Origin of the sequence: Paenarthrobacter sp. YIM B13468 (assembly GCF_042788025.1) — a bacterium.
GTDB classification, from domain to species: Bacteria; Actinomycetota; Actinomycetes; order Actinomycetales; family Micrococcaceae; genus Arthrobacter; species Arthrobacter aromaticivorans.
On record NZ_JBHZPI010000002.1, the window covers coordinates 178,144 to 203,658 of the forward strand.

General features: G+C 61.1%; 31 protein-coding genes. 30 read left to right on the top strand and 1 reads right to left on the bottom strand.

Annotated features, from left to right (window positions below):
• Nucleotides 1-201: 201 nt before the first annotated feature.
• From tuf to ACFX4T_RS02840, 3 genes are all read left to right on the top strand, one after another.
• Nucleotides 202-1,392, top strand: coding sequence for an elongation factor Tu (tuf, locus tag ACFX4T_RS02830; RefSeq protein WP_216925085.1), 1,191 nt, complete (start codon nt 202-204; stop codon nt 1,390-1,392).
• A 157-nt stretch (nt 1,393-1,549) separates the two neighbouring features.
• The gene (locus ACFX4T_RS02835) at nt 1,550-5,767 is read left to right on the top strand and encodes a hypothetical protein (protein ID WP_377650725.1); all 4,218 of its coding nucleotides are present in this window, start codon (nt 1,550-1,552) and stop codon (nt 5,765-5,767) included.
• 25 nt (nt 5,768-5,792) lie between these two features.
• Nucleotides 5,793-5,918: a hypothetical protein gene (locus ACFX4T_RS02840; protein WP_256449717.1), complete on the top strand. Its 126-nt coding sequence runs from the start codon at nt 5,793-5,795 to the stop codon at nt 5,916-5,918.
• A gap of 26 nt (nt 5,919-5,944) precedes the next feature.
• Here the strand turns inward: ACFX4T_RS02840 and ACFX4T_RS02845 are convergent, their stop codons facing one another.
• Complete coding sequence (locus ACFX4T_RS02845; RefSeq protein ID WP_216925086.1) at nt 5,945-7,378, bottom strand: GH1 family beta-glucosidase; 1,434 nt, start codon at nt 7,376-7,378, stop codon at nt 5,945-5,947.
• A gap of 385 nt (nt 7,379-7,763) precedes the next feature.
• Here ACFX4T_RS02845 and rpsJ point away from each other — a divergent pair, with 385 nt between their 5' ends.
• The 27 genes from rpsJ to ACFX4T_RS02980 all read left to right on the top strand — a co-directional run bounded on the left by rpsJ (nt 7,764) and on the right by ACFX4T_RS02980 (nt 25,489).
• Entirely contained in the window at nt 7,764-8,072 is a 309-nt protein-coding gene (gene rpsJ / locus ACFX4T_RS02850) for a 30S ribosomal protein S10 (RefSeq protein WP_003803825.1), read from the top strand.
• Between the two features lie 17 nt (nt 8,073-8,089).
• Entirely contained in the window at nt 8,090-8,740 is a 651-nt protein-coding gene (rplC, locus tag ACFX4T_RS02855; RefSeq protein ID WP_026539807.1) for a 50S ribosomal protein L3, read from the top strand.
• Nucleotides 8,741-8,744: 4 nt separating this feature from the next.
• Nucleotides 8,745-9,362, top strand: coding sequence for a 50S ribosomal protein L4 (gene rplD, locus ACFX4T_RS02860; protein ID WP_216925087.1), 618 nt, complete (start codon nt 8,745-8,747; stop codon nt 9,360-9,362).
• Complete coding sequence (gene rplW, locus ACFX4T_RS02865) at nt 9,359-9,664, top strand: 50S ribosomal protein L23 (protein WP_011775593.1); 306 nt, start codon at nt 9,359-9,361, stop codon at nt 9,662-9,664. The genes rplD and rplW overlap by 4 nt, the downstream gene beginning before the upstream one ends.
• 29 nt (nt 9,665-9,693) lie before the next feature.
• On the top strand, nt 9,694-10,533 hold the full coding sequence (rplB, locus tag ACFX4T_RS02870; RefSeq protein WP_011775592.1) for a 50S ribosomal protein L2: 840 nt from the start codon (nt 9,694-9,696) through the stop codon (nt 10,531-10,533).
• Between the two features lie 12 nt (nt 10,534-10,545).
• Nucleotides 10,546-10,827: a 30S ribosomal protein S19 gene (rpsS, locus tag ACFX4T_RS02875; RefSeq protein ID WP_011775591.1), complete on the top strand. Its 282-nt coding sequence runs from the start codon at nt 10,546-10,548 to the stop codon at nt 10,825-10,827.
• Nucleotides 10,828-10,865: 38 nt separating this feature from the next.
• Nucleotides 10,866-11,231: a 50S ribosomal protein L22 gene (rplV, locus tag ACFX4T_RS02880; RefSeq protein WP_090817766.1), complete on the top strand. Its 366-nt coding sequence runs from the start codon at nt 10,866-10,868 to the stop codon at nt 11,229-11,231.
• Nucleotides 11,232-12,053, top strand: coding sequence for a 30S ribosomal protein S3 (gene rpsC / locus ACFX4T_RS02885; protein WP_216925088.1), 822 nt, complete (start codon nt 11,232-11,234; stop codon nt 12,051-12,053).
• Nucleotides 12,054-12,470, top strand: coding sequence for a 50S ribosomal protein L16 (rplP, locus tag ACFX4T_RS02890; RefSeq protein WP_003803795.1), 417 nt, complete (start codon nt 12,054-12,056; stop codon nt 12,468-12,470). It begins immediately after the preceding gene.
• Nucleotides 12,471-12,472: 2 nt separating this feature from the next.
• Nucleotides 12,473-12,787, top strand: coding sequence for a 50S ribosomal protein L29 (gene rpmC / locus ACFX4T_RS02895; protein WP_216925089.1), 315 nt, complete (start codon nt 12,473-12,475; stop codon nt 12,785-12,787).
• Nucleotides 12,784-13,080, top strand: coding sequence for a 30S ribosomal protein S17 (gene rpsQ, locus ACFX4T_RS02900; RefSeq protein ID WP_142938371.1), 297 nt, complete (start codon nt 12,784-12,786; stop codon nt 13,078-13,080). The genes rpmC and rpsQ overlap by 4 nt, the downstream gene beginning before the upstream one ends.
• Nucleotides 13,081-13,434: 354 nt before the next feature.
• The gene (gene rplN / locus ACFX4T_RS02905; protein ID WP_003803789.1) at nt 13,435-13,803 is read left to right on the top strand and encodes a 50S ribosomal protein L14; all 369 of its coding nucleotides are present in this window, start codon (nt 13,435-13,437) and stop codon (nt 13,801-13,803) included.
• Between the two features lie 3 nt (nt 13,804-13,806).
• On the top strand, nt 13,807-14,166 hold the full coding sequence (rplX, locus tag ACFX4T_RS02910) for a 50S ribosomal protein L24 (RefSeq protein WP_062073171.1): 360 nt from the start codon (nt 13,807-13,809) through the stop codon (nt 14,164-14,166).
• Nucleotides 14,166-14,744 (top strand): 50S ribosomal protein L5, encoded by a 579-nt coding sequence (gene rplE / locus ACFX4T_RS02915; RefSeq protein WP_144659421.1) that lies wholly within the window; start codon nt 14,166-14,168, stop codon nt 14,742-14,744. Before rplX ends, rplE begins: the two co-directional genes overlap by 1 nt.
• A 78-nt stretch (nt 14,745-14,822) precedes the next feature.
• Nucleotides 14,823-15,221 (top strand): 30S ribosomal protein S8, encoded by a 399-nt coding sequence (gene rpsH, locus ACFX4T_RS02920; RefSeq protein WP_216925090.1) that lies wholly within the window; start codon nt 14,823-14,825, stop codon nt 15,219-15,221.
• A gap of 18 nt (nt 15,222-15,239) precedes the next feature.
• Nucleotides 15,240-15,776 carry a 50S ribosomal protein L6 gene (gene rplF, locus ACFX4T_RS02925; RefSeq protein WP_144659422.1) on the top strand — a complete coding sequence of 179 codons (537 nt, stop codon included), beginning with the start codon at nt 15,240-15,242 and terminating at the stop codon, nt 15,774-15,776.
• A gap of 3 nt (nt 15,777-15,779) precedes the next feature.
• Nucleotides 15,780-16,163: a 50S ribosomal protein L18 gene (gene rplR, locus ACFX4T_RS02930; RefSeq protein WP_216925091.1), complete on the top strand. Its 384-nt coding sequence runs from the start codon at nt 15,780-15,782 to the stop codon at nt 16,161-16,163.
• Nucleotides 16,164-16,192: 29 nt separating this feature from the next.
• Nucleotides 16,193-16,864: a 30S ribosomal protein S5 gene (gene rpsE, locus ACFX4T_RS02935; protein ID WP_216925200.1), complete on the top strand. Its 672-nt coding sequence runs from the start codon at nt 16,193-16,195 to the stop codon at nt 16,862-16,864.
• Between the two features lie 2 nt (nt 16,865-16,866).
• Nucleotides 16,867-17,073 (top strand): 50S ribosomal protein L30, encoded by a 207-nt coding sequence (rpmD, locus tag ACFX4T_RS02940; protein WP_216925092.1) that lies wholly within the window; start codon nt 16,867-16,869, stop codon nt 17,071-17,073.
• Complete coding sequence (gene rplO, locus ACFX4T_RS02945; protein WP_216925093.1) at nt 17,073-17,555, top strand: 50S ribosomal protein L15; 483 nt, start codon at nt 17,073-17,075, stop codon at nt 17,553-17,555. Before rpmD ends, rplO begins: the two co-directional genes overlap by 1 nt.
• 186 nt (nt 17,556-17,741) lie before the next feature.
• Nucleotides 17,742-19,052 (top strand): preprotein translocase subunit SecY, encoded by a 1,311-nt coding sequence (secY, locus tag ACFX4T_RS02950; protein WP_216925094.1) that lies wholly within the window; start codon nt 17,742-17,744, stop codon nt 19,050-19,052.
• Between the two features lie 5 nt (nt 19,053-19,057).
• Nucleotides 19,058-19,627, top strand: coding sequence for an adenylate kinase (locus tag ACFX4T_RS02955; RefSeq protein ID WP_216925201.1), 570 nt, complete (start codon nt 19,058-19,060; stop codon nt 19,625-19,627).
• A 111-nt stretch (nt 19,628-19,738) separates the two neighbouring features.
• On the top strand, nt 19,739-20,794 hold the full coding sequence (locus tag ACFX4T_RS02960) for a 3-oxoacyl-ACP synthase III family protein (protein WP_377650726.1): 1,056 nt from the start codon (nt 19,739-19,741) through the stop codon (nt 20,792-20,794).
• Complete coding sequence (locus ACFX4T_RS02965) at nt 20,791-21,579, top strand: glycosyltransferase family 2 protein (RefSeq protein ID WP_377650727.1); 789 nt, start codon at nt 20,791-20,793, stop codon at nt 21,577-21,579. The genes ACFX4T_RS02960 and ACFX4T_RS02965 overlap by 4 nt, the downstream gene beginning before the upstream one ends.
• Nucleotides 21,536-22,849, top strand: a complete 1,314-nt coding sequence (locus tag ACFX4T_RS02970; RefSeq protein WP_377650728.1) for a cytochrome P450 — start codon at nt 21,536-21,538, stop codon at nt 22,847-22,849. Before ACFX4T_RS02965 ends, ACFX4T_RS02970 begins: the two co-directional genes overlap by 44 nt.
• Nucleotides 22,842-24,581, top strand: a complete 1,740-nt coding sequence (locus ACFX4T_RS02975) for a class I adenylate-forming enzyme family protein (RefSeq protein ID WP_377650729.1) — start codon at nt 22,842-22,844, stop codon at nt 24,579-24,581. The genes ACFX4T_RS02970 and ACFX4T_RS02975 overlap by 8 nt, the downstream gene beginning before the upstream one ends.
• Nucleotides 24,578-25,489: an NAD-dependent epimerase/dehydratase family protein gene (locus tag ACFX4T_RS02980; protein ID WP_377650730.1), complete on the top strand. Its 912-nt coding sequence runs from the start codon at nt 24,578-24,580 to the stop codon at nt 25,487-25,489. The genes ACFX4T_RS02975 and ACFX4T_RS02980 overlap by 4 nt, the downstream gene beginning before the upstream one ends.
• Nucleotides 25,490-25,515: the final 26 nt, after the last annotated feature.

A 25,515-nucleotide genomic window follows, 5' to 3' on the forward strand; every position in this document is an offset into this window, starting at 1 on the left:
GGGAGGGCATCTTAGCGTGTGAGGTGGGGCTGCGGCGAAGGCCGCGGCCCGGCCCCTGCGCGAACAGGCTCTAGGAACTAGTATTGGTTCCTGAATCTGCAATTTCACCAAAACCAAGCCCCCAAGTAGACTTGCTAAAGTTTCTGCCGCGAAAAGCGCGGCCGAGGAGCACTTCACTTGAAATCGTTCTAGGAGGAACCTGTGGCAAAGGCAAAGTTCGAGCGGACTAAGCCGCACGTCAACATCGGCACCATTGGTCACGTTGACCACGGTAAGACGACGCTGACTGCCGCCATTTCCAAGGTGCTGTACGACCAGTACCCGGATCTCAACGAGCAGCGCGACTTCGCGTCCATCGACTCTGCTCCGGAAGAGCGCCAGCGCGGTATTACCATCAACATCTCCCACGTGGAGTACCAGACCGAGAAGCGTCACTACGCACACGTTGACGCCCCGGGTCACGCTGACTACATCAAGAACATGATCACCGGTGCTGCCCAGATGGACGGCGCAATCCTCGTGGTTGCCGCAACCGATGGTCCGATGGCCCAGACCCGTGAGCACGTTCTGCTCGCCCGCCAGGTTGGTGTTCCCTACCTGCTGGTCGCACTGAACAAGTCGGACATGGTTGATGACGAAGAACTCCTCGACCTCGTCGAAATGGAAGTTCGTGAGCTCCTGAGCTCGCAGGGCTTCGATGGCGATGAAGCTCCGGTTGTTCGCGTTTCCGGTCTGAAGGCTCTGGAAGGCGACCCGGTTTGGGTCAAGTCCGTCCAGGACCTGATGGCAGCTGTCGACGAGTCCGTTCCGGACCCCGTACGTGACCGCGACAAGCCGTTCCTGATGCCGATCGAAGACGTCTTCACCATCACCGGTCGTGGCACCGTTGTTACGGGCCGCGCCGAGCGTGGAACCCTCGCCATCAACTCCGAGGTCGAGATCGTTGGCATCCGCCCGATCCAGAAGACCACGGTTACCGGTATCGAGATGTTCCACAAGCAGCTCGACGAAGCATGGGCCGGCGAGAACTGTGGCCTCCTGCTCCGCGGTCTCAAGCGCGACGACGTCGAGCGTGGCCAGGTTGTCGTCAAGCCGGGTTCCATCACCCCGCACACCGACTTCGAGGCCAACGTCTACATCCTTTCCAAGGACGAAGGCGGACGTCACAACCCGTTCTACTCGAACTACCGCCCGCAGTTCTACTTCCGTACCACGGACGTAACCGGCGTTATCACCCTGCCGGAAGGCACGGAAATGGTTATGCCTGGCGACAACACTGAGATGACCGTTGAGCTCATCCAGCCGATCGCTATGGAAGAGGGCCTCGGCTTCGCTATCCGCGAAGGCGGCCGCACCGTTGGTTCGGGACGTGTTACCAAGATCATCAAGTAGTTTCTACTTGTAGATCGGCAAACTTCCGGCATCGCCGGTAGCAAGCTAAGGAAGAACCCCATCGCTTATGTGGTGGGGTTCTTCTTTGTTATCATTAATCTATCGATTGGATTAATGTCGTGCAGGCCTTATGCCCGGCATCACCGTAGGAGCTTCCATGCTGGGATTCTTGACAACAGGCCTTGTGCTGCTGCTTTTGGCCGCTATCGGCGTCATTGGCTACGCGCTGGGCGTGGTGCGGGGCCGGCGGGAGGGGGCCCGTTCGACGCCGCCTGTCAGAATCGACGACGCCGCCACTTACCGTGCGGGGTATCTCGCCGGGCATCTGGCAGGTTGGGAGGACGCGCGAGGGCAAAGCCAGCGGCCCGCAGTGCGGCAGCAACCGGCGACAGTGGAGCAATCGGCGACTGTAGTGCAATCGTCTGCTCCACGGCAGCCGGCGACGTTCCAGCCGACGATCTTGCCTCCTGTCTTTCAGCAAGCGGTGGGGATCGCTGCGCCACCCGCGGTGCCGCCGTCGTACAGTCGCGGGCCGGTTCCCCCGCGCAATGTGGCTCCTACGCCACAACAACTGCAATTCCAGCCGACGCTTCCCCCGCGCGAGAGCCCGGAAACGGTAGCGGCGAGAAAGGAGAAGCGCGACCGCCAAAACATCAACATCACGTTGTACGTCGCGAGTCTGTTGCTTGTTGCCGCTGGCGCCCTGTTTGTTGGAACCAGCCTTCCGGAGGTTTTTCGTTTTGTGGCTATTTGGGCCATCACCATCTTGTTCTATTCTTCGGGGCTCATCATCCAGCGAAGGGTGCCTCGGCTTCGCCCGGCAGCCATAGCCTTTACAGGTACAGGGCTGGCATTGGTCCCGGTTACAGGCTTGGCCATGTACAACTTTGCCCTCCATGACGGCCCCATGGCATGGCTGATCACGTCATTGCTGGGAACTGCTGCCTACGTTTACGCTGCGCTGCGCCTCGATAACAAGGTGCTGGCGTTGCTCTCACTCACCTTCGTGGTTTCCGCTGCCTGGTCCGGAGTATCAGTGCTTGGCGGTGCCTTGGTCTGGTACTTTACCGCGCTGATTGGCGTTGCCTTTCTCTTCACACTGGGTGCACTGGTTCGCCCCCGTTGGCTTCCTCCGCTCTATATGCGTCCTCTGGTGGTACTGCATCCGTTTGTGGTGCCGTTCGTCGGGCTCGCCGTCAGCATGACGCCCAATTTCCTGGCCAAGGGGGAGTACCCCATGGTCATGGTGATGTGCGGGCTTTATTTTGCCGTGATGGTGTTTGTGAAGTCAGATCAGCACCGATTGCTCAATTTCTATGGCGCCCGCACCGCCTTCACCCTGGCCGTTTTGGGTCTTGTGTGGGATGTATCTGCGGACTCAAGCCGTGTGGTGCTGGCTGCAATCATCTGCCTGGGGGTTCAATCGGTTGGAGTCGCGTTCGGCGGAAAGCGCGTGGTTTCGCGCACGTGGTGGTACGACGCCGTCTCGTGCCTCGGGCTGCAAGTTGTTGCCGCGGTTGTCCTCACGGTCATGCTTGGCGTGGGAACATTCCAGATGCCGGAGTTTGTGCCGTTCTTCATTGCTATGCCGACAGCCATGGTGCTGGGCTGGAAGCTGGGCCACGGGGCAGAGTTCGCACCGGCCGCCGTACTTGTTGTAGCAGCACCGTTCGTTGGGTTGCTGGGTGCGTGGCCTGTGACCGTGCTGCTCGCTGTCGCGGGCCTCTATTGGTTCCTTCTGGGAGCCATCACGCCGGGGCCCCTTCGACATGTCTACTTCCTGGCTGGGCGGGTCGCCCTGACGCTAGCCGTAGCGGCGTCGGCTGCGGGCGTCTTCACCGATCATCCGGGCAGGTCTTCCTACACGTTGTTCGCTTTCCTGGCGGCGTGTGCCGTACAGCAGCTGGTGAGTGCCTTGCTTGAGGGCAACGGTGTTCGCACCGTGGGAGGGCGGGCGTCCACAGCGGGGTTCGGCGGGGCGGCGATGGCAGGACTTCTTGCTTTGCCTATTTTCGATGACGCACCCGGGCGGCCCACTGTGGCAGTTGCTGTAGGAGTAGTGGTTGCCGCAGGAATGGTCTCCGGCTGGTTGGCGTTCCCGCAAGGTAGGGACAGTAGTAGTTCCGGTCCCACAGGTGGTGGCGTGCTGATCTGGCGTCCGACAATGGGGGAGTTCCTGGCTCCGGCCGCCGCTACGGTGGCAGGCATCGTGGCTGCGGTTTCTGTGTCGCGCACACTGGCTAACGTGGTTCTCTTGGCCGCTGTCACATACTTTTGCGCCACAGCCCTCCGGTCGCCAGCTTCCTTGCATAGGCAAAGCTACTGGTGGTTGGCGCGCGCTGCAGGAACCGTGTTGGTGGCCTCGGCCTACTACGACACAACGAAGGACGCCCTATTCCAGATTGCCGGTGAAGGGGTTGGCGTCGGCCTGATTGTCATCGTCGTCCTTGCTCTGCAGCTGATGCTGCCGCTGCGTGCAGGTTATGTTGCGAAGTTCCTGCGGCCCGCCATTATCGATGCTGTAGTCGTGCTTGCCGGGATGGTTCTGTGCAGTATGTTCCTCACCATGGCGCCCGGGGTTCGCGAGGGCTGGCAGCCAGGTGCGAGTGCCACCATTACGGCTCTTGCGGCTGTGGCCATCAGTACGACGCTTCGAGCCGACAAACTGGGATGGTTGTTCGCTCCCGCGGCAATGGTTCTGCTGTTCGCGCTCCGGCTAGGAAATATCAGGGATCTGGAACTCCTGCTGGTCATCTTTACGGCATATAGCGGCTTCATGGTTGCTGTGACCGGCAAACGCCTCGCCCGCGGTGGATACCTGTTGGCTGTGCGGCTTCTGTCCGGGGTCTTGGTCACCCTAGTGGTGGCCGACTTCACGGAGTCGGCTGCGGCTACGTCCGTCGCTGTCGCGCTGATCCTCATCCTGCAGTTGCCAGTGCAGTTCCTTGTGCAGTCCTTCCTCCGGGGCCGAGGCAGCGATGACCCCTTCCAGAAGGCAATGGTTTGGGCTGTACCAAGTGCACAGCTTCTTCTCCCACTGGCCTACTTACTCACAGCAGATTACGACGGCGGTGGCCGTTGGGTGCTCCTCGTGGATTTGGCGTTCGTTCCGCTAGGGGCCGTGATTGCGTGGCGCACCTTTGGTGCCCGGGGAGCGCAGTACTTCGGGATCGCTGCAGTCACAGCAGGAGTGATTGCGGCTGGACCATCTCTGGGCTTCCCATCCGATACGTGGCTGTATCAGCCGTTGCTGGACAAGTATCAAGTGCCATGGGTGCTGCTGGGGCTGGCGGTGGTTGCCGTCGTAGCCAGGGCAGTTTTCGCGCCTGTGAACGCAGGGCCCGTCAAGACTGGCGAGGGTTCCGTTGCAGCTGTGGCCGAACGGTGGTTGTGGTTGGTTTCTGCACTGACTTTCACCACTACCGGCGGTTTGTTGGCTGTGACGACGTCGCTGTCGCTTAGTGGTTTTACCGTCCTGGTTCTGGCGTCCGTGCTGTTCGCTGCCTCGCACTTTGAGTGGATGCCCTCCCTCTATGCCGCTGCCGCGCCCGCCGCGCTGGTTGGTGCCGTGACCGCCGTCGACGGTTTGCTGGATGGGCGGGAGTTGACCGCCTGGGACTCCTTCCTTCCCTGGCTGATAGGCGCAATGGGAACCGGGGCAGCCATGTATGTGGTCCGACGGTTGGGCGGCCCCTCTATCACCTCACAACCCTGGCGGCGCAACGCCCTGGTGATAACTTCGATCACCGGGCTTGTCATAGCTGCGGCCGTCGGCCTGGGACGGGACCAGACCTCGCTGGTGGGTGCGGCCCTGATCCTTGTTTCCGGAGTGTTGGTGGTTACCGAGGTCACGAACGGCAAGTGGCTGGCCGGAGAAATCACTGTCCTCGCAACCCTTGCGGGATTCCAGCGGGCGCTGCTGTTTGTGGATGGCGGCTCGCCTGATTGGTTCTGGGCGGCACAATGGTACGTCGTTGCCGGCGCGGTTATGGCAGAGGTGCGCTACATGGGCCGGCAACGTTCCGAGGGACAAATGCGGCTTACAGTCACAGCAGGGCTGCTCTCCTTGACCGCCGTGGGGACAATTTTCGCGGGGACATCATCCCAGCAGATCTATGTCCTCGTGGCCCATGTGGTGCTCCTGGTGGCCGGACTTCTCCTGGCCGAGCGCATGTTCGTGTGGTGGGGCGCTGCGGGCGTGGCTGCCAGTGTGATGTGGGCGCTGCGAAGTTACGCATTCGCCATGCTGGCGCTCGTTGCCTTGGCCCTGATCGTGCTGGCGGTATGGCGGCTGAATCGAAAACCGCCAGCAACCGGCGGCAACATCCCAACAGAAGAAACTACACAAGCATCCAGCCGGGATGGGATCCGCTAACGTTGAACCCTATGAGAGGAGCACCATGGAATTCCTGATTTTCCTTGTCATCATCGCGGTGATCGGCGGCGGACTGCTGTGGGGTCGCAAGTACTTCCGCCATGAAATTGACCGCGCCAAGCGCATCAACCGCGCCAACAAAAACAAGTAGCCCGATCGGTAGTTAACCCACATGGGCTAGGGTTCCCGGTGGCGTGCCCGTTCCAGTGCCCGGAACCAGTAAAACGAGTCTTTGGGTGTGCGCTCCAAGGTATCGAAGTCCACATGCACCAAGCCAAAGCGTTGCGAGTACCCTGCCGCCCACTCGAAATTGTCCAGTAGCGTCCACACGTAGTAACCGCGGAGTTCAACGTCCTCGGCGATGCCGCCGGGTCCTGTAGCAGTCAGAGCGTGGCCAAGATGCTCCGCCAGGTAACTGATCCGGTTATGGTCCCGTATGGGCCCATCCACGTGCGAAGGCTCGGGGAAACTGGCTCCTCCTTCGGTGATATAAACCGGTGGAAGGGCGTCACCGTAGCGGTCCTTCATCTCGCGGAGCAGTACTGCCAAATGCTCCGGCGCAACCGGCCAGCCGAACCCGGTCGTTTCGTACTCCTGATAGGCGGCCAGATGGAATGGCACTTTCGTCATTTCTACGGCAGTGCCTGTGGGGATCTCCGCGGGTCCGCGCCCGGCAGCAACCTTGATGGGGTAGTAGTAGTTGAGCCCATAGAAGTCCAGTGGCTGGCTGATCAGCTCAAGGTCACCATCCCTGACGGTTCCCAATGACCGGAACCACGGTTTCATGGGCAAAGGTGGCCTGGGGTACTGACCCAGCAGGACGGCGTCAGCATATATGCGATTGAGGAGCACATCGAAGGACTGGGCCATCAAGCGGTCCGAGAGGCTGTTGCTCGCCGGGCGGACGGGGGAGTGCATGTTGGAGATGCCGATCTGCCCCTTCACCCCGGCTTCACGCAGGGCGCGCACTGCCAAGCCATGGCCCAGCAGTTGGTGATGCGCAGCTGGCAAGGCATCGAACAACAACTGGCGGCCGGGCGCGTGGACCCCCAAGGCATAGCCCTGGAGCGTGACGGAAACTGGTTCATTCATGGTGACCCAGTGCTCCACGCGGTCCCCAAATCGCTCTGCTGCAGCGCTGCAATAGACAGCAAAGCGTTCCGCTGTATCCCGGTTCATCCAGCCGCCCGCGTGTTCAAGCTCCAAGGGAGTATCCCAATGGAAGAGCGTTGCCATGGGTGAGATGCCCGCAGCAAGGAGTTTGTCGATCAGGCGATCGTAGAAGTCCAGCCCACGTCGATTGATTCCGCCCTTGCCGCCGGGCTGGATCCTTGGCCAGGAAAGGGAGAAACGGTACGAATCGATGCCGAGTTCCTGCATCAGGGTGACATCTTCGTCGGCGCGGTTGTAGTGATCGCAGGCTATGGTGGGGGAGTCGGCGTCGACGATTGCTCCAGGCTTTTGCGCGAACGCATCCCAGCCCGACGGTCCCCGCCCATCAGCGGTCACGGAACCTTCAATCTGGAAGGCGGCGGCCGCGACCCCCAGCGTGAACCCTGGACGTAGGCGCGCGGCCAGATCTTCCACGGAACCCGTATCCTGGGCGGTCATTCCACTATCATCCACAGCGGGTGGCAGATGTGGCAATGCCCGCAAAGGGCCCGATTGGCCTTTGGTCTTTAATTCCGGCATACTGGATGAGTTGTTCAAGCGCTTCTTCGTGTCCCGATCCGGATAATGCCGGGTGTCAGGGTCCAGGCTGAAGCCCAAACATAACCCTGAACCCCATGGAATGCGGTCGAGTTTGCGTGAAAATCGCGACACGCCCGACCGCGGGGGTCGGTGCGCCGGCAGGTTGAGGAACCCGGAATGATCCGGATTCAGCTTGTGCGGCGTGTGGTGGTAAAACCTCAAACGCTTCGGCGGCCACGCCAACAGGTAAGTAAACAGAGCAGCCCTAACTAGAGCAGCACTAGCTGAAAGAGAGTCAGGCGACATGGCGGGACAAAAAATCCGCATCCGGCTGAAGTCATATGACCACGAGGTCATTGATGTTTCAGCGCGGAAGATCGTTGAGACGGTCACGCGCGCAGGCGCAACGGTAGTCGGCCCGGTGCCGCTTCCGACGGAGAAGAACGTGTACTGCGTTATCCGCTCTCCGCACAAGTACAAGGACAGCCGTGAGCACTTCGAAATGCGTACTCACAAGCGTCTGATCGACATCATCGACCCCACGCCGAAGGCTGTTGACTCGCTTATGCGTCTCGACCTGCCGGCCGACGTGAACATCGAAATCAAGCTCTAGGGAGGTGCTGAGAGACTATGACCGCAACCCGTAACGTAAAGGGCCTGCTGGGCACGAAGCTCGGCATGACCCAGGTCTGGGACGAGAACAACAAGCTCATCCCGGTAACTGTCGTCCAGGCTGACTCCAACGTCATCACCCAGCTGCGCAACGCAGAGGTAGATGGCTACGTCGCCGTCCAGATCGGCTACGGCCAGATCGACCCCCGTAAGGTCACCAAGCCGCTGGCTGGTCACTTTGAAAAGGCAGGCGTAACCCCTCGCCGCCACGTTGTCGAACTGCGTACCGCAGACGCCGCATCCTACGAGCTGGGCCAGGAGCTCTCTGTTGAGATCTTCGAAGCCGGCCAGAAGATCGACGTCGTCGGCACCTCCAAGGGTAAGGGCTTTGCCGGTGTTATGAAGCGTCACGGCTTCCACGGCGTTGGCGCTTCCCACGGTGCCCACAAGAACCACCGTAAGCCTGGCTCCATCGGTGGCGCATCCACCCCGAGCCGCGTCTTCAAGGGCCTGAAAATGGCCGGCCGCATGGGCGCCGAGCGTCACACGACGCTGAACCTCACGGTTCACGCTGTTGACGTTGAGAAGTCGCTGCTCCTTATCAAGGGTGCCGTCCCCGGTGCCCGCGGCCAGGTCGTACTCGTACGCACCGCCGTGAAGGGAGCCTAGTTAGATGACTAGCACTGTCAAGGTAGACCTGCCTGCAGAGATCTTCGACGTCCAGACCAACGTGCCGCTGCTGCACCAGGTCGTCGTCGCACAGCTCGCTGCTGCCCGCCAGGGTACCCACAAGACGAAGACCCGCGCCGAGGTTTCCGGTGCAGGTCGCAAGCCGTTCAAGCAGAAGGGCACCGGCCGCGCCCGTCAGGGTTCCATCCGTGCTCCTCACATGACCGGCGGTGGCGTTGTCCACGGTCCGACCCCTCGTGACTACAGCCAGCGCACCCCCAAGAAGATGAAGGCTGCTGCTCTCCGCGGCGCCCTGTCTGACCGCGCCCGCAACGGTCGCATCCACGTCATCGCTGAACTGGTAGCCGGCACCAAGCCGTCCGCCAAGGAAGCACTGGCTTCGCTGCGTGCAGTCTCCGAGCGCAAGAACCTGCTCGTTGTCATCGAGCGCGCGAACGACGTCGCTGCACTCTCCGTGCGCAACCTCGCAGATGTTCACGTTCTGTACGCAGACCAGCTGAACACCTACGACGTTCTCGTTTCCGACGACGTGGTCTTCACCAAGGCTGCTTTCGAGGCGTTCGTCGCTGACAAGGCTAAGAACGAGGAGGCCTCCAAGTGAGCGTAACCACCATCAAGGACCCGCGCGACGTCGTGCTTGCACCCGTCGTATCGGAAAAGAGCTACGGTCTGATCGACGAAGGCAAGTACACCTTCCTGGTGGACCCTCGCTCGAACAAGACCGAGATCAAATTGGCCGTAGAGAAGATCTTCTCGGTCAAAGTTGACTCGATCAACACCATCAACCGTGCCGGTAAGCGCAAGCGCACCAAATTCGGCTGGGGACAGCGCAAGAGCACCAAGCGTGCAATTGTCACCCTCAAAGAAGGCACAATCGACATCTTCGGCGGTCCGCTCGCGTAGCGGAGACCACTTTAACGAGGAAATAAATTATGGGAATCCGTAAATACAAGCCGACTACCCCGGGCCGTCGTGGCTCGAGCGTAGCCGACTTTGCTGAAATCACGCGATCGACTCCGGAAAAGTCGTTGCTGCGTCCGCTGCACAAGACTGGCGGCCGTAACAACTCCGGTAAGATCACCACCCGTCACAAGGGTGGTGGGCACAAGCGCCAGTACCGTCTGATCGACTTCCGTCGTCACGACAAGGACGGCATCAACGCCCGCGTTGCCGAAATCGAGTACGACCCGAACCGCACGGCTCGCATCGCACTCCTGCACTACGTTGATGGCACCAAGCGTTACATCATCGCTCCTAACAAGCTGTCCCAGGGTGACTTCGTCGAGGCTGGTCCCGACGCTGACATCAAGCCGGGCAACAACCTGCCGCTGCGCAACATCCCGGTTGGTACCGTTATCCACGCAGTTGAACTGCGTCCGGGTGGCGGCGCCAAGATGGCACGTTCCGCTGGTGCTTCGGTACAGCTCGTTGCCAAGGAAGGCCGCTTCGCCCAGCTGCGTCTGCCCTCCGGCGAAATCCGCAACGTTGACGTGCGCTGCCGCGCAACCGTCGGCGAGGTCGGCAACGCCGAGCAGTCGAACATCAACTGGGGCAAGGCCGGCCGTATGCGCTGGAAGGGCGTTCGCCCGACCGTCCGTGGTGTAGCCATGAACCCGGTTGACCACCCGCACGGTGGTGGTGAAGGTAAGACTTCCGGTGGACGTCACCCGGTTAACCCGAACGGCAAGCCCGAGGGCCGTACCCGCCGTCCGAACAAAGAGAGCGACAAGCTTATTGTTCGTCGCCGCCGTACTGGCAAGAACAAGCGATAGGAGCCTGGACACATGCCACGCAGCCTGAAAAAAGGTCCTTTCGTTGACCAGCACCTCTTTGTGAAGGTCGCACGGGAAAACGATAAGGGCACCAAGAACGTCATCAAGACCTGGTCCCGCCGTTCGATGATCATCCCCGACATGCTCGGGCACACGATCGCCGTACACGACGGACGCAAGCACATTCCGGTGTTTGTCACTGAGTCGATGGTCGGGCACAAGCTCGGCGAATTCGCTCCCACGCGGACATTCCGCGGCCATGTTAAGGACGACCGTAAGGGCAAGCGCCGCTAGGCGCCTGACTTTACGTCTTAGACGAGAGAAGGAAAGCAATGGAAGCCAAGGCTATTGCGCGTCACATCCGCGTAACGCCTATGAAGGCCCGGCGCGTCGTCAACCTTGTTCGTGGTAAGCAAGCGAATGAGGCTCTGGCAATTCTGAAGTTTGCCCCGCAGGCAGCTTCGGAGCCGGTATTCAAGGTACTTCAGTCGGCAATGGCCAACGCACGTGTCCTCGCGGACCGTGACGGCGTTGCATTCGACGACAGCGACCTGTTCATCAGCGAAGCATTCGTTGATGAAGGCCCGACCATGAAGCGGTTCCAGCCGCGTGCCCAAGGCCGCGCTTACCGCATTAGGAAGCGGACCAGCCACATCACCGTGGTCGTCGCAACCCCGGAGAAAGAGGAGGCTCGCTAAGTGGGACAGAAAGTAAACCCGCACGGGTTCCGACTCGGCATCACCACCGACCACGTTTCGCACTGGTTTGCTGACAGCAACAAGGCCGGACAGCGCTACAAGGACTTCGTCCGCGAGGACATCAAGATCCGTCAGCTCATGTCCACTGGCATGGAGCGCGCCGGCATCGCCAAGGTTGAGATCGAGCGCACCCGTGATCGTGTCCGCGTGGATATCCACACGGCACGCCCGGGTATCGTCATCGGTCGCCGTGGCGCCGAGGCAGACCGCATCCGCGGCGAGCTCGAAAAGCTCACTGGCAAGCAGGTTCAGCTGAACATCCTCGAGGTCAAGAACCCCGAGATGGAAGCACAGCTTGTTGCCCAGGGCATCGCTGAGCAGCTGACTTCCCGCGTGGCTTTCCGCCGTGCGATGAAGAAGGCCATGCAGTCCGCACAGCGTGCGGGTGCCAAGGGTATCCGTGTTGCTTGCTCGGGTCGTCTGGGTGGCGCAGAAATGTCCCGCTCGGAGTTCTACCGCGAAGGCCGTGTGCCCCTGCACACCCTCCGCGCGAACATCGACTACGGCTTCTACGAAGCCAAGACCACCTTCGGCCGCATCGGTGTGAAGGTTTGGATCTACAAGGGTGACGTAACTGCCAAGGAACTGGCTCAGCAGGCAGCTGCTGCTCCGTCCCGTGGCCGCGCAGGAGACCGTCCGGGCCGCCCGGGTGGCGACCGCCGTCGTCGTAACGACCGCCCGGCCGCTGACGCAGCACCGGTTGCTGCAGAGGCTCCGGCCGCTGAAGCTGCTGCTCCGGCAGCAGAAGGAGGAGAGGCTTAAATGCTTATCCCACGTCGAGTCAAGCACCGTAAGCAGCACCACCCGGGTCGTTCCGGCGCTGCAACGGGTGGCACCAAGGTCAGCTTCGGTGAGTACGGTATCCAGGCCCTGAGCCCGGCATACGTGACGAACCGTCAGATCGAGTCCGCCCGTATCGCGATGACCCGCCACATCAAGCGTGGCGGTAAGGTCTGGATCAACATCTACCCGGACCGTCCGCTGACGAAGAAGCCTGCTGAAACCCGTATGGGTTCCGGTAAGGGTTCTCCGGAATGGTGGGTCGCAAACGTCAAGCCGGGCCGGGTTCTCTTCGAACTCTCCGGTGTCAATGAAGAGGTAGCTCGCGAGGCCCTGCGCCTGGCAATCCACAAGCTCCCGTTGAAGGCACGCATTGTGCGTCGCGAAGGTGGTGAATAGAAATGGCAGTAGGGTCGAAGGATCTCGCACCCGCACAGCTGGACGGTTTCGACAACGAGCGTCTCGTTGAAGAACTCCGCAAGTCCAAGGAAGAGCTGTTCAACCTGCGTTTCCAGTCCGCCACCGGTCAGCTGGAGAACCACGGTCGCCTGCGTGCGGTAAAGAAGGACATCGCACGCATCTACACCGTTCTGCGTGAGCGCGAGCTGGGCATTCGTGCCGAGGTTGCCGCACCGGTTGTGGAAGCCAAGGAAGAAAAGAAGTCCAAGAAGGCTGCCAAGGCTGAAACTGCCGAAGCTGGAGAGGACGCCAAGTGAGCGAGAAGGAAACTGTGACGGAAGCAGCAGCCAGCGCTGAACAGCGCGGTTACCGTAAGACGCGTCGCGGCTACGTTGTCTCTGACAAGATGGAAAAGACCATCGTTGTTCAGGTTGAAGACCGCGTGAAGCACGCTCTGTACGGCAAGGTTATTCGCCGCACTTCGAAGGTCAAGGCTCACGACGAAGAGAACACCGCCGGCATCGGCGACCTCGTTCTCATCTCTGAGACCCGCCCGCTGTCCGCTACCAAGCGGTGGCGCCTGGTGGAGATCCTCGAAAAGGCCAAGTAAATCCGCCGCCGGGCTTGCCCGGTTGGGATTCACTGGAAGGGTCCGCGTTCCGCATGGAACGCGGGCCCTTCCGCGTTCCCAGCACGTTTCGGAAAGACCAACGAAACATGCTAGGATATTGAGTTTGTATGGCGCCATTTGTGCGTCATCGACTACCTCGTAAACAATCGTGCCGCTGCATACTGCCCCGCGCAGAGTTTTCTGCAAGGGAAGCTGATGCTCGTGGCACGGGCGTTTAGGCCTGTTCTGGCAAAATCCAGGCAGGTCAAGAGACACCCCGATCAACCGTTCCGCAAGGCTCATTCCGTATGCATGATTTCGGTCTGAGAACCGGCGCGACGCAAGGAGTAAAAATTGATTCAGCAGGAGTCGCGACTCAAGGTCGCCGACAACACGGGTGCTAAGGAAATCCTTACCATTCGCGTTCTCGGTGGATCCGGTCGTCGCTACGCAGGCATTGGCGACGTCATCGTCGCTACCGTCAAGGACGCTATTCCCGGCGGAAACGTAAAGAAGGGCGACGTCGTCAAGGCGGTCATCGTCCGTACCAAGAAGGAACGCCGCCGTGCGGATGGTTCCTACATCAAGTTTGACGAAAACGCAGCTGTGATCCTGAAGAACGACGGTGACCCCCGCGGTACCCGTATCTTCGGCCCGGTTGGTCGTGAACTTCGCGACAAGAAGTTCATGAAGATCGTTTCGCTGGCCCCGGAGGTGCTTTAGTCCATGGCTAAGATCAAAAAGGGTGACCTCGTTCAGGTCATCACCGGCGCCAAGCAGGAACGTGGCGGCGACCGCGGCAAGCAGGGCAAGGTCCTGCGCGTATTCCCGGACACCAACCGCGTGCTGGTAGAGGGAATCAACCGCGTCACCAAGCACACCAAGGTCGGTCAGTCGCAGCGCGGCACCAAGACCGGTGGCATCGAGGTTGTTGAAGCCCCGATCCACGTTTCCAACGTTGCTCTGGTTGACCCGTCGACCAAGAAGCCGACCCGTGTTGGTTTCCGTCTCGACACCGTTGAGAAGGATGGCGCTACCAAGACCGTCCGTATCCGCGTGTCCAAGGCCACCGGGAAGGACATCTAATGACTGAGACTCTCGAGACTCCAGTGAAGATCGTTCCGCGTCTGAAGACGAAGTACGCAGAGACCATCAAGAAGTCGCTGCAGGACGAATTCAACTACGCGAACGTGAACCAGGTTCCCCGTCTGGTGAAGGTTGTTGTGAACATGGGTGTTGGAGATGCCGCCAAGGACTCCAAGCTGATCGACGGCGCTGTCCGCGACCTCACCCTGATCACCGGCCAGAAGCCGCAGGTAACCAAGGCCCGCAAGTCGATCGCACAGTTCAAGCTGCGCGAAGGCATGCCGATCGGTGCGCACGCAACCCTGCGTGGAGACCGCATGTGGGAATTCGTGGACCGTCTGGTTTCGCTGGCTCTGCCGCGTATCCGTGACTTCCGCGGCCTCAACGGCAAGCAGTTCGATGGCAACGGCAACTACACCTTCGGTCTGACCGAGCAGGTTATGTTCCACGAAATCGACCAGGACTCCATCGACCGCGTTCGCGGTATGGACATCACGGTCGTCACCACTGCCAAGACCGACGACGAAGGCCGCGCGCTGCTCAAGGCGCTTGGTTTCCCGTTCAAGACCGAAAACTAACTACGTAACAGGTCCGGCAGCGCAGGCTCGCAAGAGCAGGCGCAGCGGAAACCGTTATGAGGAAGGGCTATAGCCCAAATGACTATGACAGATCCTGTCGCAGACATGCTCACGCGTCTGCGCAATGCAAACTCGGCGTACCACGACACCGTGACCATGCCGTACAGCAAGCTGAAGGCACGCGTTGCTGACATCCTGAAGGCAGAAGGCTACATTGCCGGCTGGAAGGAAGAAGACGCCGAGGTTGGCAAGAAGCTGACCATCGACCTGAAGTTCGGTCCGAACCGCGAGCGTTCCATCGCTGGCGTCCGCCGCATCTCCAAGCCCGGCCTCCGCGTTTACGCGAAGTCCACCAACCTGCCTCACGTGCTGGGTGGCCTGGGTATCGCTATCCTGTCCACCTCTTCCGGCCTCCTGACTGACAAGCAGGCCGGTAAGAAGGGCGTGGGCGGCGAAGTCCTCGCGTACGTCTGGTAACGGGAAAGGAAGAGAATAATGTCACGTATTGGACGTCTCCCCATCACCGTTCCTGCCGGAGTTGAGGTCAAGCTCGATGGCTCCGTCATCAGCGTCAAGGGTTCCAAGGGAGAGCTGAGCCACACTGTGGCCAGCCCGATCGAGGTTTCCCTGGAAGAGAACACTCTCACGGTCACCCGCCCGAACGACGAGCGCAACTCGCGTTCGCTGCACGGCCTGACCCGCACCCTGATCGCCAACATGATCCAGGGCGTTACCGAGGGCTACGAGAAGAAGCTTGAAATCGTTGGTACTGGTTACCGCGTTCAGGCAAAGGGTTCTGACCTGGAGTTCGCTCTTGGCTTCAGCCACCCGGTTAACGTCTCGGCACCCGAAGGCATCACCTTCGTAGTAGAGGGTCCGACCAAGCTCTCTGTTGCGGGTATCAACAAGCAGCAGGTCGGCGAGGTTGCTGCCAACATTCGCAAGCTGCGCAAGCCTGACCCCTACAAGGGCAAGGGTGTCCGTTACGCCGGCGAAGTCATCCGCCGCAAGGTCGGAAAGGCTGGTAAGTAAACCATGGCCATCGCAATTAACAAGAAGCGTACGAACAAGAGCAAGTCTGCTGCACGCAGCCGTCGCCAGCTTCGTATCCGCAAGCGCATCACCGGTACGGCTGCACGTCCTCGTCTGGTCGTCAACCGTTCGGCTCGCCACATCTTCGTCCAGGTTGTCGATGACAGCAAGGGTGTAACCGTGGCTTACGCTTCCACCTTGGAAGCTGACCTTCGCGCTCTCGACGCAGACAAGACTGCCAAGGCCAAGCGCGTCGGCGAGCTCGTTGCCGAGCGTGCCAAGGCTGCAGGCGTCGAAGCTGTTGTCTTCGACCGTGGCGGTAACAAGTACCACGGCCGCATCGCCGCCGTCGCTGACGGTGCTCGCGAAGGTGGGCTGGCACTGTGACCGTTGAAAATAACGAAAAGGACATTCAGGTGACTGAAGCTGTAGCTGCTGAAGCAACTGAGACCGCACCCGCTACCGACGACCGCCGCGGCGGACGTCGTGGCGAGCGCGGCGAGCGTGGCCAGGGCCGCGGCGACCGTGGTGGCCGTGGAGGCCGCGACGGCGGTCGCGAAGCCGAGAAGAGCCAGTTCGTAGAGCGCGTTGTAACCATCAACCGCGTTGCCAAGGTCGTCAAGGGTGGTCGTCGCTTCAGCTTCACCGCTCTCGTCGTCGTCGGTGACGGTAACGGCATGGTCGGCGTCGGCTACGGCAAGGCCAAGGAAGTTCCCGCTGCTATCGCAAAGGGCGTCGAAGAGGCCAAGAAGTCCTTCTTCCGCGTTCCCCGCGTTGGCAACACCATCCCGCACCGCGTGCAGGGTGAGGCTGCTGCAGGCGTTGTCCTGCTGCGTCCGGCTTCCGCCGGTACCGGTGTTATCGCCGGTGGTCCGGTCCGCGCGGTACTGGAGTGCGTGGGTATCCACGACATCCTCTCCAAGTCGCTCGGTTCCTCCAACGCGATCAACATCGTTCACGCGACCGTTGACGCTCTGAAGCAGCTCGAAGAGCCCGCTTCGGTGGCTGCCCGCCGTGGCCTGCCGCTGGACGAGGTTGCTCCTGCTGCTCTGGTGCGCGCGCTCCAGAACCAGAAGGCAGGTGTTTAGTCATGGCTAAGAACCTGACTCCCTCCGACGCCAAGTTGGAGATCACCCAGATCAAGGGCGTCATCGGCGCCAAGCAGAACCAGAAGGCTACCCTCCGGTCCCTCGGCCTGAAGCGCATCGGACACACCGTTGTCCGTGACGCCGACGCCGTGACCGTTGGAATGCTCAACACGGTTCCGCACCTCGTGAATGTAGAGGAGGCGAAGTAATGGCCGAGAACAAGACCGCTGCAGAGGCTGCTGAGAAGCAGAACGCTCTGAAGGTCCACCACCTGCGTCCCGCCCCGGGTGCCAAGACCGCCAAGACCCGTGTTGGTCGTGGTGAAGGCTCCAAGGGTAAGACCGCTGGTCGCGGTACCAAGGGTACGAAGGCCCGCTACCAGGTGAAGGCTGGCTTTGCCGGCGGCCAGCTGCCGCTGCACATGCGCCTGCCGAAGCTGCGCGGCTTCAAGAACCCGTTCCGGGTTGAGTTCCAGGTTGTGAACCTGGACAAGCTCAACGAGCTGTTCCCGGAAGGTGGCGCTGTCACCGTTGAGTCCCTGGTTGAGAAGGGTGCCGTTCGCAAGAACCAGCCCGTCAAGGTCCTGGGCACTGGCGACATCACCGTCAAGGTTGACGTCACCGCCCACGCTTTCTCTTCCAGCGCTGCTGAAAAGATTGCTGCAGCAGGTGGAAGCACCACTGCTCTCTAAGAGCCAGTGGGGCTGATCCCCGTTGTAAAAAAGATCCCGGTATGCGGGGCTTCGGCCCCGTATACCGGGATTTTTTGCGTGAAGGTGGACTCTCGATTATTACGACGGCGTCACAAGCAGCTAGACTCGGTTGTTGGGTTTCATTGAGCCCATCCACATCCTTGTACTTTCTACTCAGGAGGACGCTTGCTAAGCGCATTCGGCCGGGCGTTTCGGACGCCTGATTTGCGACGCAAGTTGTTGTTCACGCTGGGAATCATCACAATCTTCCGCTTGGGAGCTTTCATCCCCTCGCCTGGTGTGAACTACCAGAATGTCCAGCAATGCTTGAACAACGGTGACACCTCGCAGGGCATCTACCAGCTGGTCAACTTGTTCAGCGGCGGCGCGTTGCTGCAGGTCTCGATCTTTGCACTGGGCATCATGCCCTACATCACGTCGAGCATCATCGTTCAGCTGCTCCGGGTGGTCATTCCCCGGTTCCAGCAGCTCTATGAAGAGGGCTCCTCGGGCCAGTCGAAGTTGACCCAGTACACCCGGTACCTCACCATCGCGCTCGGACTCCTGAACGCCACCACGCTGGTGTCCTTGGCGCGGTCCGGCCAGCTTCTTCCGGGTTGTAACCTCCCGATCATTCCTGATGACAGCATCATTACGACGCTGCTCATCATCATCACCCTGACGGCCGGCACGGGCCTCATCATGTGGATGGGCGAGCTCGTTACGGAGAAGGGCGTGGGCAACGGTATGTCGCTGCTCATCTTCACCTCTATTGCTGCAGGCTTCCCGCGTTCACTTGGTTCCATCTGGGAGACGAAGGGCCCGGGAACGTTCTTCATTGTCCTGGCAATCGGCTTGCTCACGGTGGCCCTGGTGGTCTTCGTGGAGCAGTCCCAGCGGCGGGTTCCCGTCCAGTACGCCAAGCGCATGATCGGACGCCGCACCGTGGGTGGCACAAGCACCTACATCCCCATCAAAGTGAACATGGCCGGCGTCGTGCCCGTCATCTTCGCTTCCTCCATGCTGTACCTGCCAGGCCTGATTGCGCAGTTCAACCAGCCGAAGGCAGGGGAGCAGCTGGCACCATGGGTTGAGTGGATCAACAATAACCTCACCCGTGGTGACCACCCCATCTACATGGCGCTCTACTTCGCCATGATCGTGTTCTTCACCTACTTCTACGTGGCCATCACCTTCAACCCTGAAGAAGTGTCGGACAACATGAAGAAGTACGGCGGGTTCATTCCGGGCATCCGGGCGGGTAAACCGACCGCGGACTACCTGCAGTACGTGCTTTCCAGGATCACCTTGCCGGGAGCCTTCTACCTGGGCTTTGTGGCATTGATTCCGCTGGTTGCACTCGTCCTGATCAATGCCAACCAGAACTTCCCGTTCGGTGGTACGTCAATCCTGATCATGGTGGGTGTCGGCCTGGAAACCGTCAAGCAGATTGATGCGCAGCTACAACAACGTCACTACGAAGGGCTTTTGCGATGACGAGAATGCTGATCATTGGACCTCCCGGTTCGGGTAAGGGTACGCAGGCTGAGCGGATTTCCGAGCGCCTCGGCGTAGTCGCCATCTCCACCGGCGACATCTTCCGTGCCAACGTTAAGGGCGAAACCCCTTTGGGCATTGAAGCCAAGAAATACATGGACGCTGGTGACTTCGTTCCGGACAGCGTCACGAACAACATGGTTCGTGACCGCCTGAGCCAGAGCGACGTCGAGAATGGCTTCCTCCTGGATGGTTACCCGCGCACCACCGCGCAGGTCGACTACCTGGACCAGATCCTCGCTGAAGGCGAGCAGGAGCTCGACGTCGTGCTCCAGCTGACTGCCGACGACGAAGAACTGGTGTCCCGCCTCCTGGGCCGTGCGAAGGAAACCGGGCGCTCTGACGACAACGAGGCCGTCATCCGTCACCGGCTGGACCTTTACCACGAGCAGACTGAGGCCGTTGTTGCCAAGTATGCCGAGCGCGGCATCCTGACGAAGGTGGACGGAATCGGCGGCATCGACGAAGTGACCGACCGCGTCCTGACCGCCATCGAGTCGGCCAAGGCCGTCTAGCACGGCTTTTCCACATAGCCGGATCATCGGCGCTGGAGCAAAGGGTGTGTCCCGTACCATTGGTGCGGGACACACCCTTTTCGTTTCGCGGCAGTTTTTTGGGGGAACCGCATGCAAACAGCTCTTTCCGGACACAGCAGGATTGCAGGTTTGGAGGTCTACCTTCCACCTGCGCGCCTGGGGACTTCCGCCGTCGAACGCCGTATTGGTGAGTCGAGTCCGGGGTTCCGGGTACCCAAGGGTTTGATTTCCCGTGTTACCGGGATCCACTCCCGGAGCGTCATGGCTGACTCCGAGCAAGCATCGGACCTTGCGGCCAATGCAGCGGCAAAGCTCCTTGCCGAATGCGGGCTGCAGGCCCCGGACATAGACCTCCTCATCTTCGCGTCCGCCAGCCAGGACATGGTGGAACCGGCCACGGGCCACATGGCCGCCGCCAAACTTGGACTCTGCTGCCCTGTGATGGACGTGAAGAATGCGTGCAACAGTTTTCTGAACGGCCTGGAAGTGGGCGATGCTCTGATTGCCACGGGACGGTATGCCAGGGTCCTGGTGGTCACAGGGGAGTCGCCGTCGCGGGCGATCCGTTGGAGGGTTCCGGACTTTGCCACTTTCGCGTCAAGCTTTCCCGGGTACACCATGAGCGACGGCGGCGCGGCAGTGTTGCTTGAACCTGCGGGTGCAGAGGCAATGGAGTCGGACGGACTTGAGGCCGGGTCGGCCGGCATTCTTGGCATGGGCTTCACTGCCCGAAGCAGCCACTGGTCTGTCGGCACTTTGGCTGCAGGTGGTTCTGCGTATCCGCGCGATCCGGAAGCTACCTATTTCACCATGGACGGGGAGAAGCTCAAGGACGCGTTTCTGGATCTGGGCTGCGGCGTCCTGGACGAAACATTGGACCGGCTGGAACTGCAGTGGACGGACTTCGCCGTGGTTTGCGTGCACCAAGTGAGTGGACCGTACCGGGAGGTCTTTGCGGAACGGGCCGGTGTTCCACCTGAGTTGCTGGTGCCTTCGGTAGAGGACTTCGGAAATTTGGCCTCAGTTAGCCTGCCCCTGCAATTGAAACTCGCCGTGGACAGCGGACGCTGCGGTCCGGGCGATCTCGTGGCCTTGGTGGGACTCGCCGGCGGCGTCAGCCTGGGTATGGCGGTGGTGCGGCTGTGACGCTGGAACGCCATCTCGGAAGCACGGCCCCTACCCGGCCCTTGTCCATCGCGCTGCCCATGCTGAACGAAGAGAAGCTTGTCCAGCAGACGCTGGACTCTCTCGCGGCCCAGGAACATCAGGACTTCACGGTGGTGGTGGTCGACAACGGATCGACGGATGCCAGCTGTTTGATCGTCTCAGAGTTCGCCGCGGCTCATCCCCACATGGATATCAGGCTTGTACATGAAGCCGAGAAGGGGACGGGCACGGCCGCTGACACGGGCATGCGCTTCGGTGTGGAGCACGGCGCAAGGTGGCTCGCCCGGACAGATGCCGATTGCCTCGCTGCGCCGGATTGGACCGCCAAAATTGTTCGGGCGTTCGACGACGGTTTGGAACTCATCGCCGGCCAACTTGTGCCCCGACGGGACGAAGGGATCAGTACCCGGGAGCGGCGGATGATGTTGCTCGCAGTCGAGATCGCATCTTTCTTCGGCCGGATCCGTCCCGGCAATAAGGGGGAGGGGTACCTGGGCCCTTATCAGATGCTTCCAGGGTGCAATATGGCGATCACGGCAGACATGTATCACCGTTCCGGGGGATTCCCGCGGACCAGCATAGAAGACCTCCATGAAGACCGAGCACTGTCCAACCGCGTGCGAAAGCTGACCCGCAATTACGCGTTGCGCCGGGATGTTGTGGTGTACGGCTCCTCACGGCGGGTCAAAGCCTGGGGTTTGAAGAACACCCTTGCTTGGTATGCGGACCACCGGTACCGCCCAGAGCACGTGGACATCCGGTGACGCCGTGATTTTCGACGGAGGGGTGCCCAACAGCGGGGTGCCGAGCGGCAGGATGCCCAACGACCGCATGCCCAACAGAAGAATGTCCAGCGGCGTCAGGAGTAAGGCTGAACGCTGGGAGCAGCGTGTCCAGTTGGGGGCGCATCCATTGCTGTACCCGGCCATCCGGGGTCTCGGCAGCATACGGCCGGTGATGCGTTTGCCCGGCCTGGGGATTCTTGTCAGCGAAGCCGCCTTGGTGCGCGAAGTTCTCATGGATAGCCAACGATTCATCAAGAACGGACCGTCGGGTTCGGGTGCGCTCTGGACTCCCGTAGTGGGACCAAAGGCGTTAGTGAACATGGACGGCGCGGAGCACAGGGAGCTGCGGCGCAAGCTGGCTGACCTCTTCACTCCAGGCTCAGTGGCGGCGATTGTCGAGCCGGCGGCTGATTCGCTTCATGACCGGTTACACCACGGACTGGACGCAGGTGGCCACGTAGATCTGGTGGACTGCGTCAAGGAGCTTGCTGGGGGAGTCATCTCCAGGCTGCTGGGCGTGCCAGATGATGCCCCTGGCCGGTTGCCCAATAGGGAACTCTTCAATTTAGGGTCTTCCATCTCTTCGCTCGTGCGCCTGGGGCGTCCCACGCTGACGGAGAGGCAGATCGCCAAGGGAAGATCCGCCGTCGGGGTTTTGGCAGGACCGGCGCGGGCAGCGTACAGAAAGAGCGACTCCCAAACGTTTCCCGGTCGGCTGCGCGCACTCGGCATGACCGAGGAAGAAGCCATGGGCATCGTCAGCGCGTTCGTGATGGTGGGAACAGAGACGTTGGTGTCCTTTGTTCCGCGCCTGATTGCCCTGCTCGCTGACAGCGGACGCATAGAAGGCCTCGTTGAGGATCGGTCAGGTGTTCCCTCCGCCGTGAACGAGGCATTACGGTTCACTGTGCCGTCCCCGATGATGCTGAGGGATGCTGTGTCTTCTTGCACCCTTGGCGGAGTCGCTATCCGGGCCGGAGACCGTCTTTTGCTATCCACCGTTCACGCCTCCAAGAGCCTGGGCGGATTCGAGCCTGGGATTCCCATCCCGCCGCATGCGCGGCAGCTGTGGTTCGGTGCGGGTCCGCACTTTTGCATCGGCATGCCGTTGGCCATGGCCGAGATCAATGCGACGCTGTCTTTGCTTCTGGACAGGTATGCCCGGCACCCGTGGGTCGTCTCCTCCCGGCAAGTGAGCAGAGGTGTGCTGATTCCCGGATACAGGAAGTTGGAACTGGCCAATGCCTAATGACGCATTGTTCGAAGAAACCTTGTCCGGCACCGATCTCATTGAGGCGGTCTATGCCGCAGCAGGGCGCGTGCCAGACAGCCCAGCGATCACGGCGCCCGGCAGGTTGCGTCCAGGACGGACCATCACATACCGCGACCTGGTGAAAGGTATAGATGCGACTGCCCGGCATCTCCGTGATGATGGCTTCGGTGCCGGTGAACGGATGCTGTTCTCGGTTCGCCCCAGCCCAGCAGCGTTCATCCTGGCACTGGGGGCCGTCCGCGCCGGTGGTTCTGTGGTGTTCATCGATCCAGGGATCGGACCGTCGCTGTTCCATGACCGGGCAAGGCTGGCTGCCCCACGGTGGGCTGCCGCTGAGTCCCTTCTGTACGCGCTGAGTACCAGGAGCCCACTGCGGCCGCTGGCCCGGCGACGGGGATTGCTCCTTCCGGATTACGGTGCCATGGACGTCCGGCACTACTATTCCGGCCCCTGGCTCCCTGGCGTACCCCGAGGCGCGACGCCGGTGAAGCGACTCGCCAGTCCGGCGCTTCCTGTGGATAGCGTTCCGCCTTCCACAGGGGAGGCCTCCGGGCAGGAAGCCGTGGTCATTTTTACGTCGGGGACCACGGGCGCGCCCAAGGGTGTAGTACACACACGGGGTTCGCTGGGAGCAGGCTTCGAGCAGCTCAACCAGCGCTGTACCTTTGGCGAGGGCGATCGTATCCACTCCGAGCAGCTCATGATGGGCTTGCCGGCACTCGTCGCCGGCGCGCACTGGACCATGCCCGGCTATGGCTTCTCCGCGCACATTGAACCTCTTCGTTTGGCAGGCGAGCTTGGGCCTGTTGCTGGCAAGAAGCACTCCTACGACGGCGCGACGCACCTTTTCCTTGTCCCCTCTCAATTGGCGCCCATCCTGGATGCTGTCGAGGACGGGAGCGTCAGGCTCCCAGGAACACTGCGGACCGTGATGCTTGGAGCCGCGCCGGTGCTGGCTCCCTTCCTGAAACGGGCAACGGCACTGCTTCCCGGCGTCGAGTTCAAACTCATCTACGGCATGACGGAGTTGCTGCCAATCGCCGTCGCCGATGGTACGGAGAAGCTGGCCTTTGCGTCCGGCGCTGATGCCGAATTCACGTCGCCGGACGGAAGTGGCGAAGGCGATTTCCTCGGCGAGCCGCTGCCCGCCGTCGGGATCCGGGTAGGGGAGGATCACGAACTACACGCCCGGGGACCGAACATGTGCCACGGATATCTGGGTGAGGACGCCATGATCGAGCACGCAACCGGAGACTTGGTACGGCTGGACCACGGTGCGGGAGGCCCCGGAACGGGTCCCGCGCGCCTGGTGATGATCGGTCGCAAGAAGGACATGATCATCCGGGGCAAAACCAACATCTACCCTGCACTGTATGAACCGCTGATCACTTCCGTTCCCGGAGTTAAGCAGGCCGTCATGGTGGGGGTTCCGGACGGGATCGGTGATGAAGCTGTGTGGCTGGCCGTCGTGGCTGCACAGGGGAAACCAGGGGCGCAAGGAGAGCCAAAGGCAAAGGGGCAATCAGTGGGGCAGCTCAAAGCAAAACTAACCGAAGTCCTCCCGGCCTTGATTGACGAATCCGCTCTCCCCGATCACATCGAAATCCTTGATGCCATCCCTCACAGCGGACGCCACAAAAAACCGGACCGGGAAGCACTTCGGCGCCAATTTGCCCGCACGTCCGCTGACAACGCCGGGGCGCCGTGAAAATCGCTGTTACCGGGGCCACAGGCTTCATAGGGGGAGCAATCGCCGCTGCCGCCCAGGCTCAAGGGTGGGATGTTGTTCGTTTCGCGCGACGCCACGGCCCTGGACTGACGTATTGGGACCTAATGGGTTTGCCGCCTGGCCAAATGCCAGCCGTGGAGGCGGTGATCCATGCCGCCGCCCACGTAGCGGACTGGGGCGCGGCCCGCATGTTCTACCGCACGAATGTGCTGGGTACCCGTGCCGTGGCCGAGGCCTACCCAACAACACGACTGGTGCACATTTCCAGTTCAAGCGTGTACCCGTGGTGGGAGCCCTGTACCAACCGCGGCGAAGAAGACGTGGCTGTGCGCCACCTCAACGCCTACGCAAGTAGCAAGGCGCTCGCCGACGTGGAGGCCCGACGACATCGCAACGCCGTGGTTCTTCGGCCACATGGAGTTTATGGACCAGGGGACCGGACGCTGCTGCCGCGCCTGATCAGCAATGTCCGCCACGGACGGCTTCTCACCGTTGGGCATGCCGGTATTCGTCATCAACTCACCAATGTTGAGAATCTGACAGAGGCGGCGCTGGCAGCTTGCCAGTCCGATGCCCGCGGGGCCATCAACGTCGCCGACGCGGAGCCGGTGGAGCTCGGCACCGTGCTTAGGCAGGCGCTTGCTGTCACTGGCCATGCGGGGGTGGGTATCAGCTACATTCCGGAACCCGCTGCCATGGCTCTTGCCGGCATTTCCGAGGCCGTTGCCCTCGCTTCCGGCCGGGCACCACGCCTCACGCGCTACGCCGTGAGCCAGCTCGGAAAGGACAGAACTTACCGTTTGGACCGCCTCCGCGAAGAGCTGGGAATCGAACCAATTTCGACCACGCTCTCCGATGCGGGAAAATGGTTGGAGCACGGGGCCTGATCGGCTCCTACAGCAAACCATCCAGA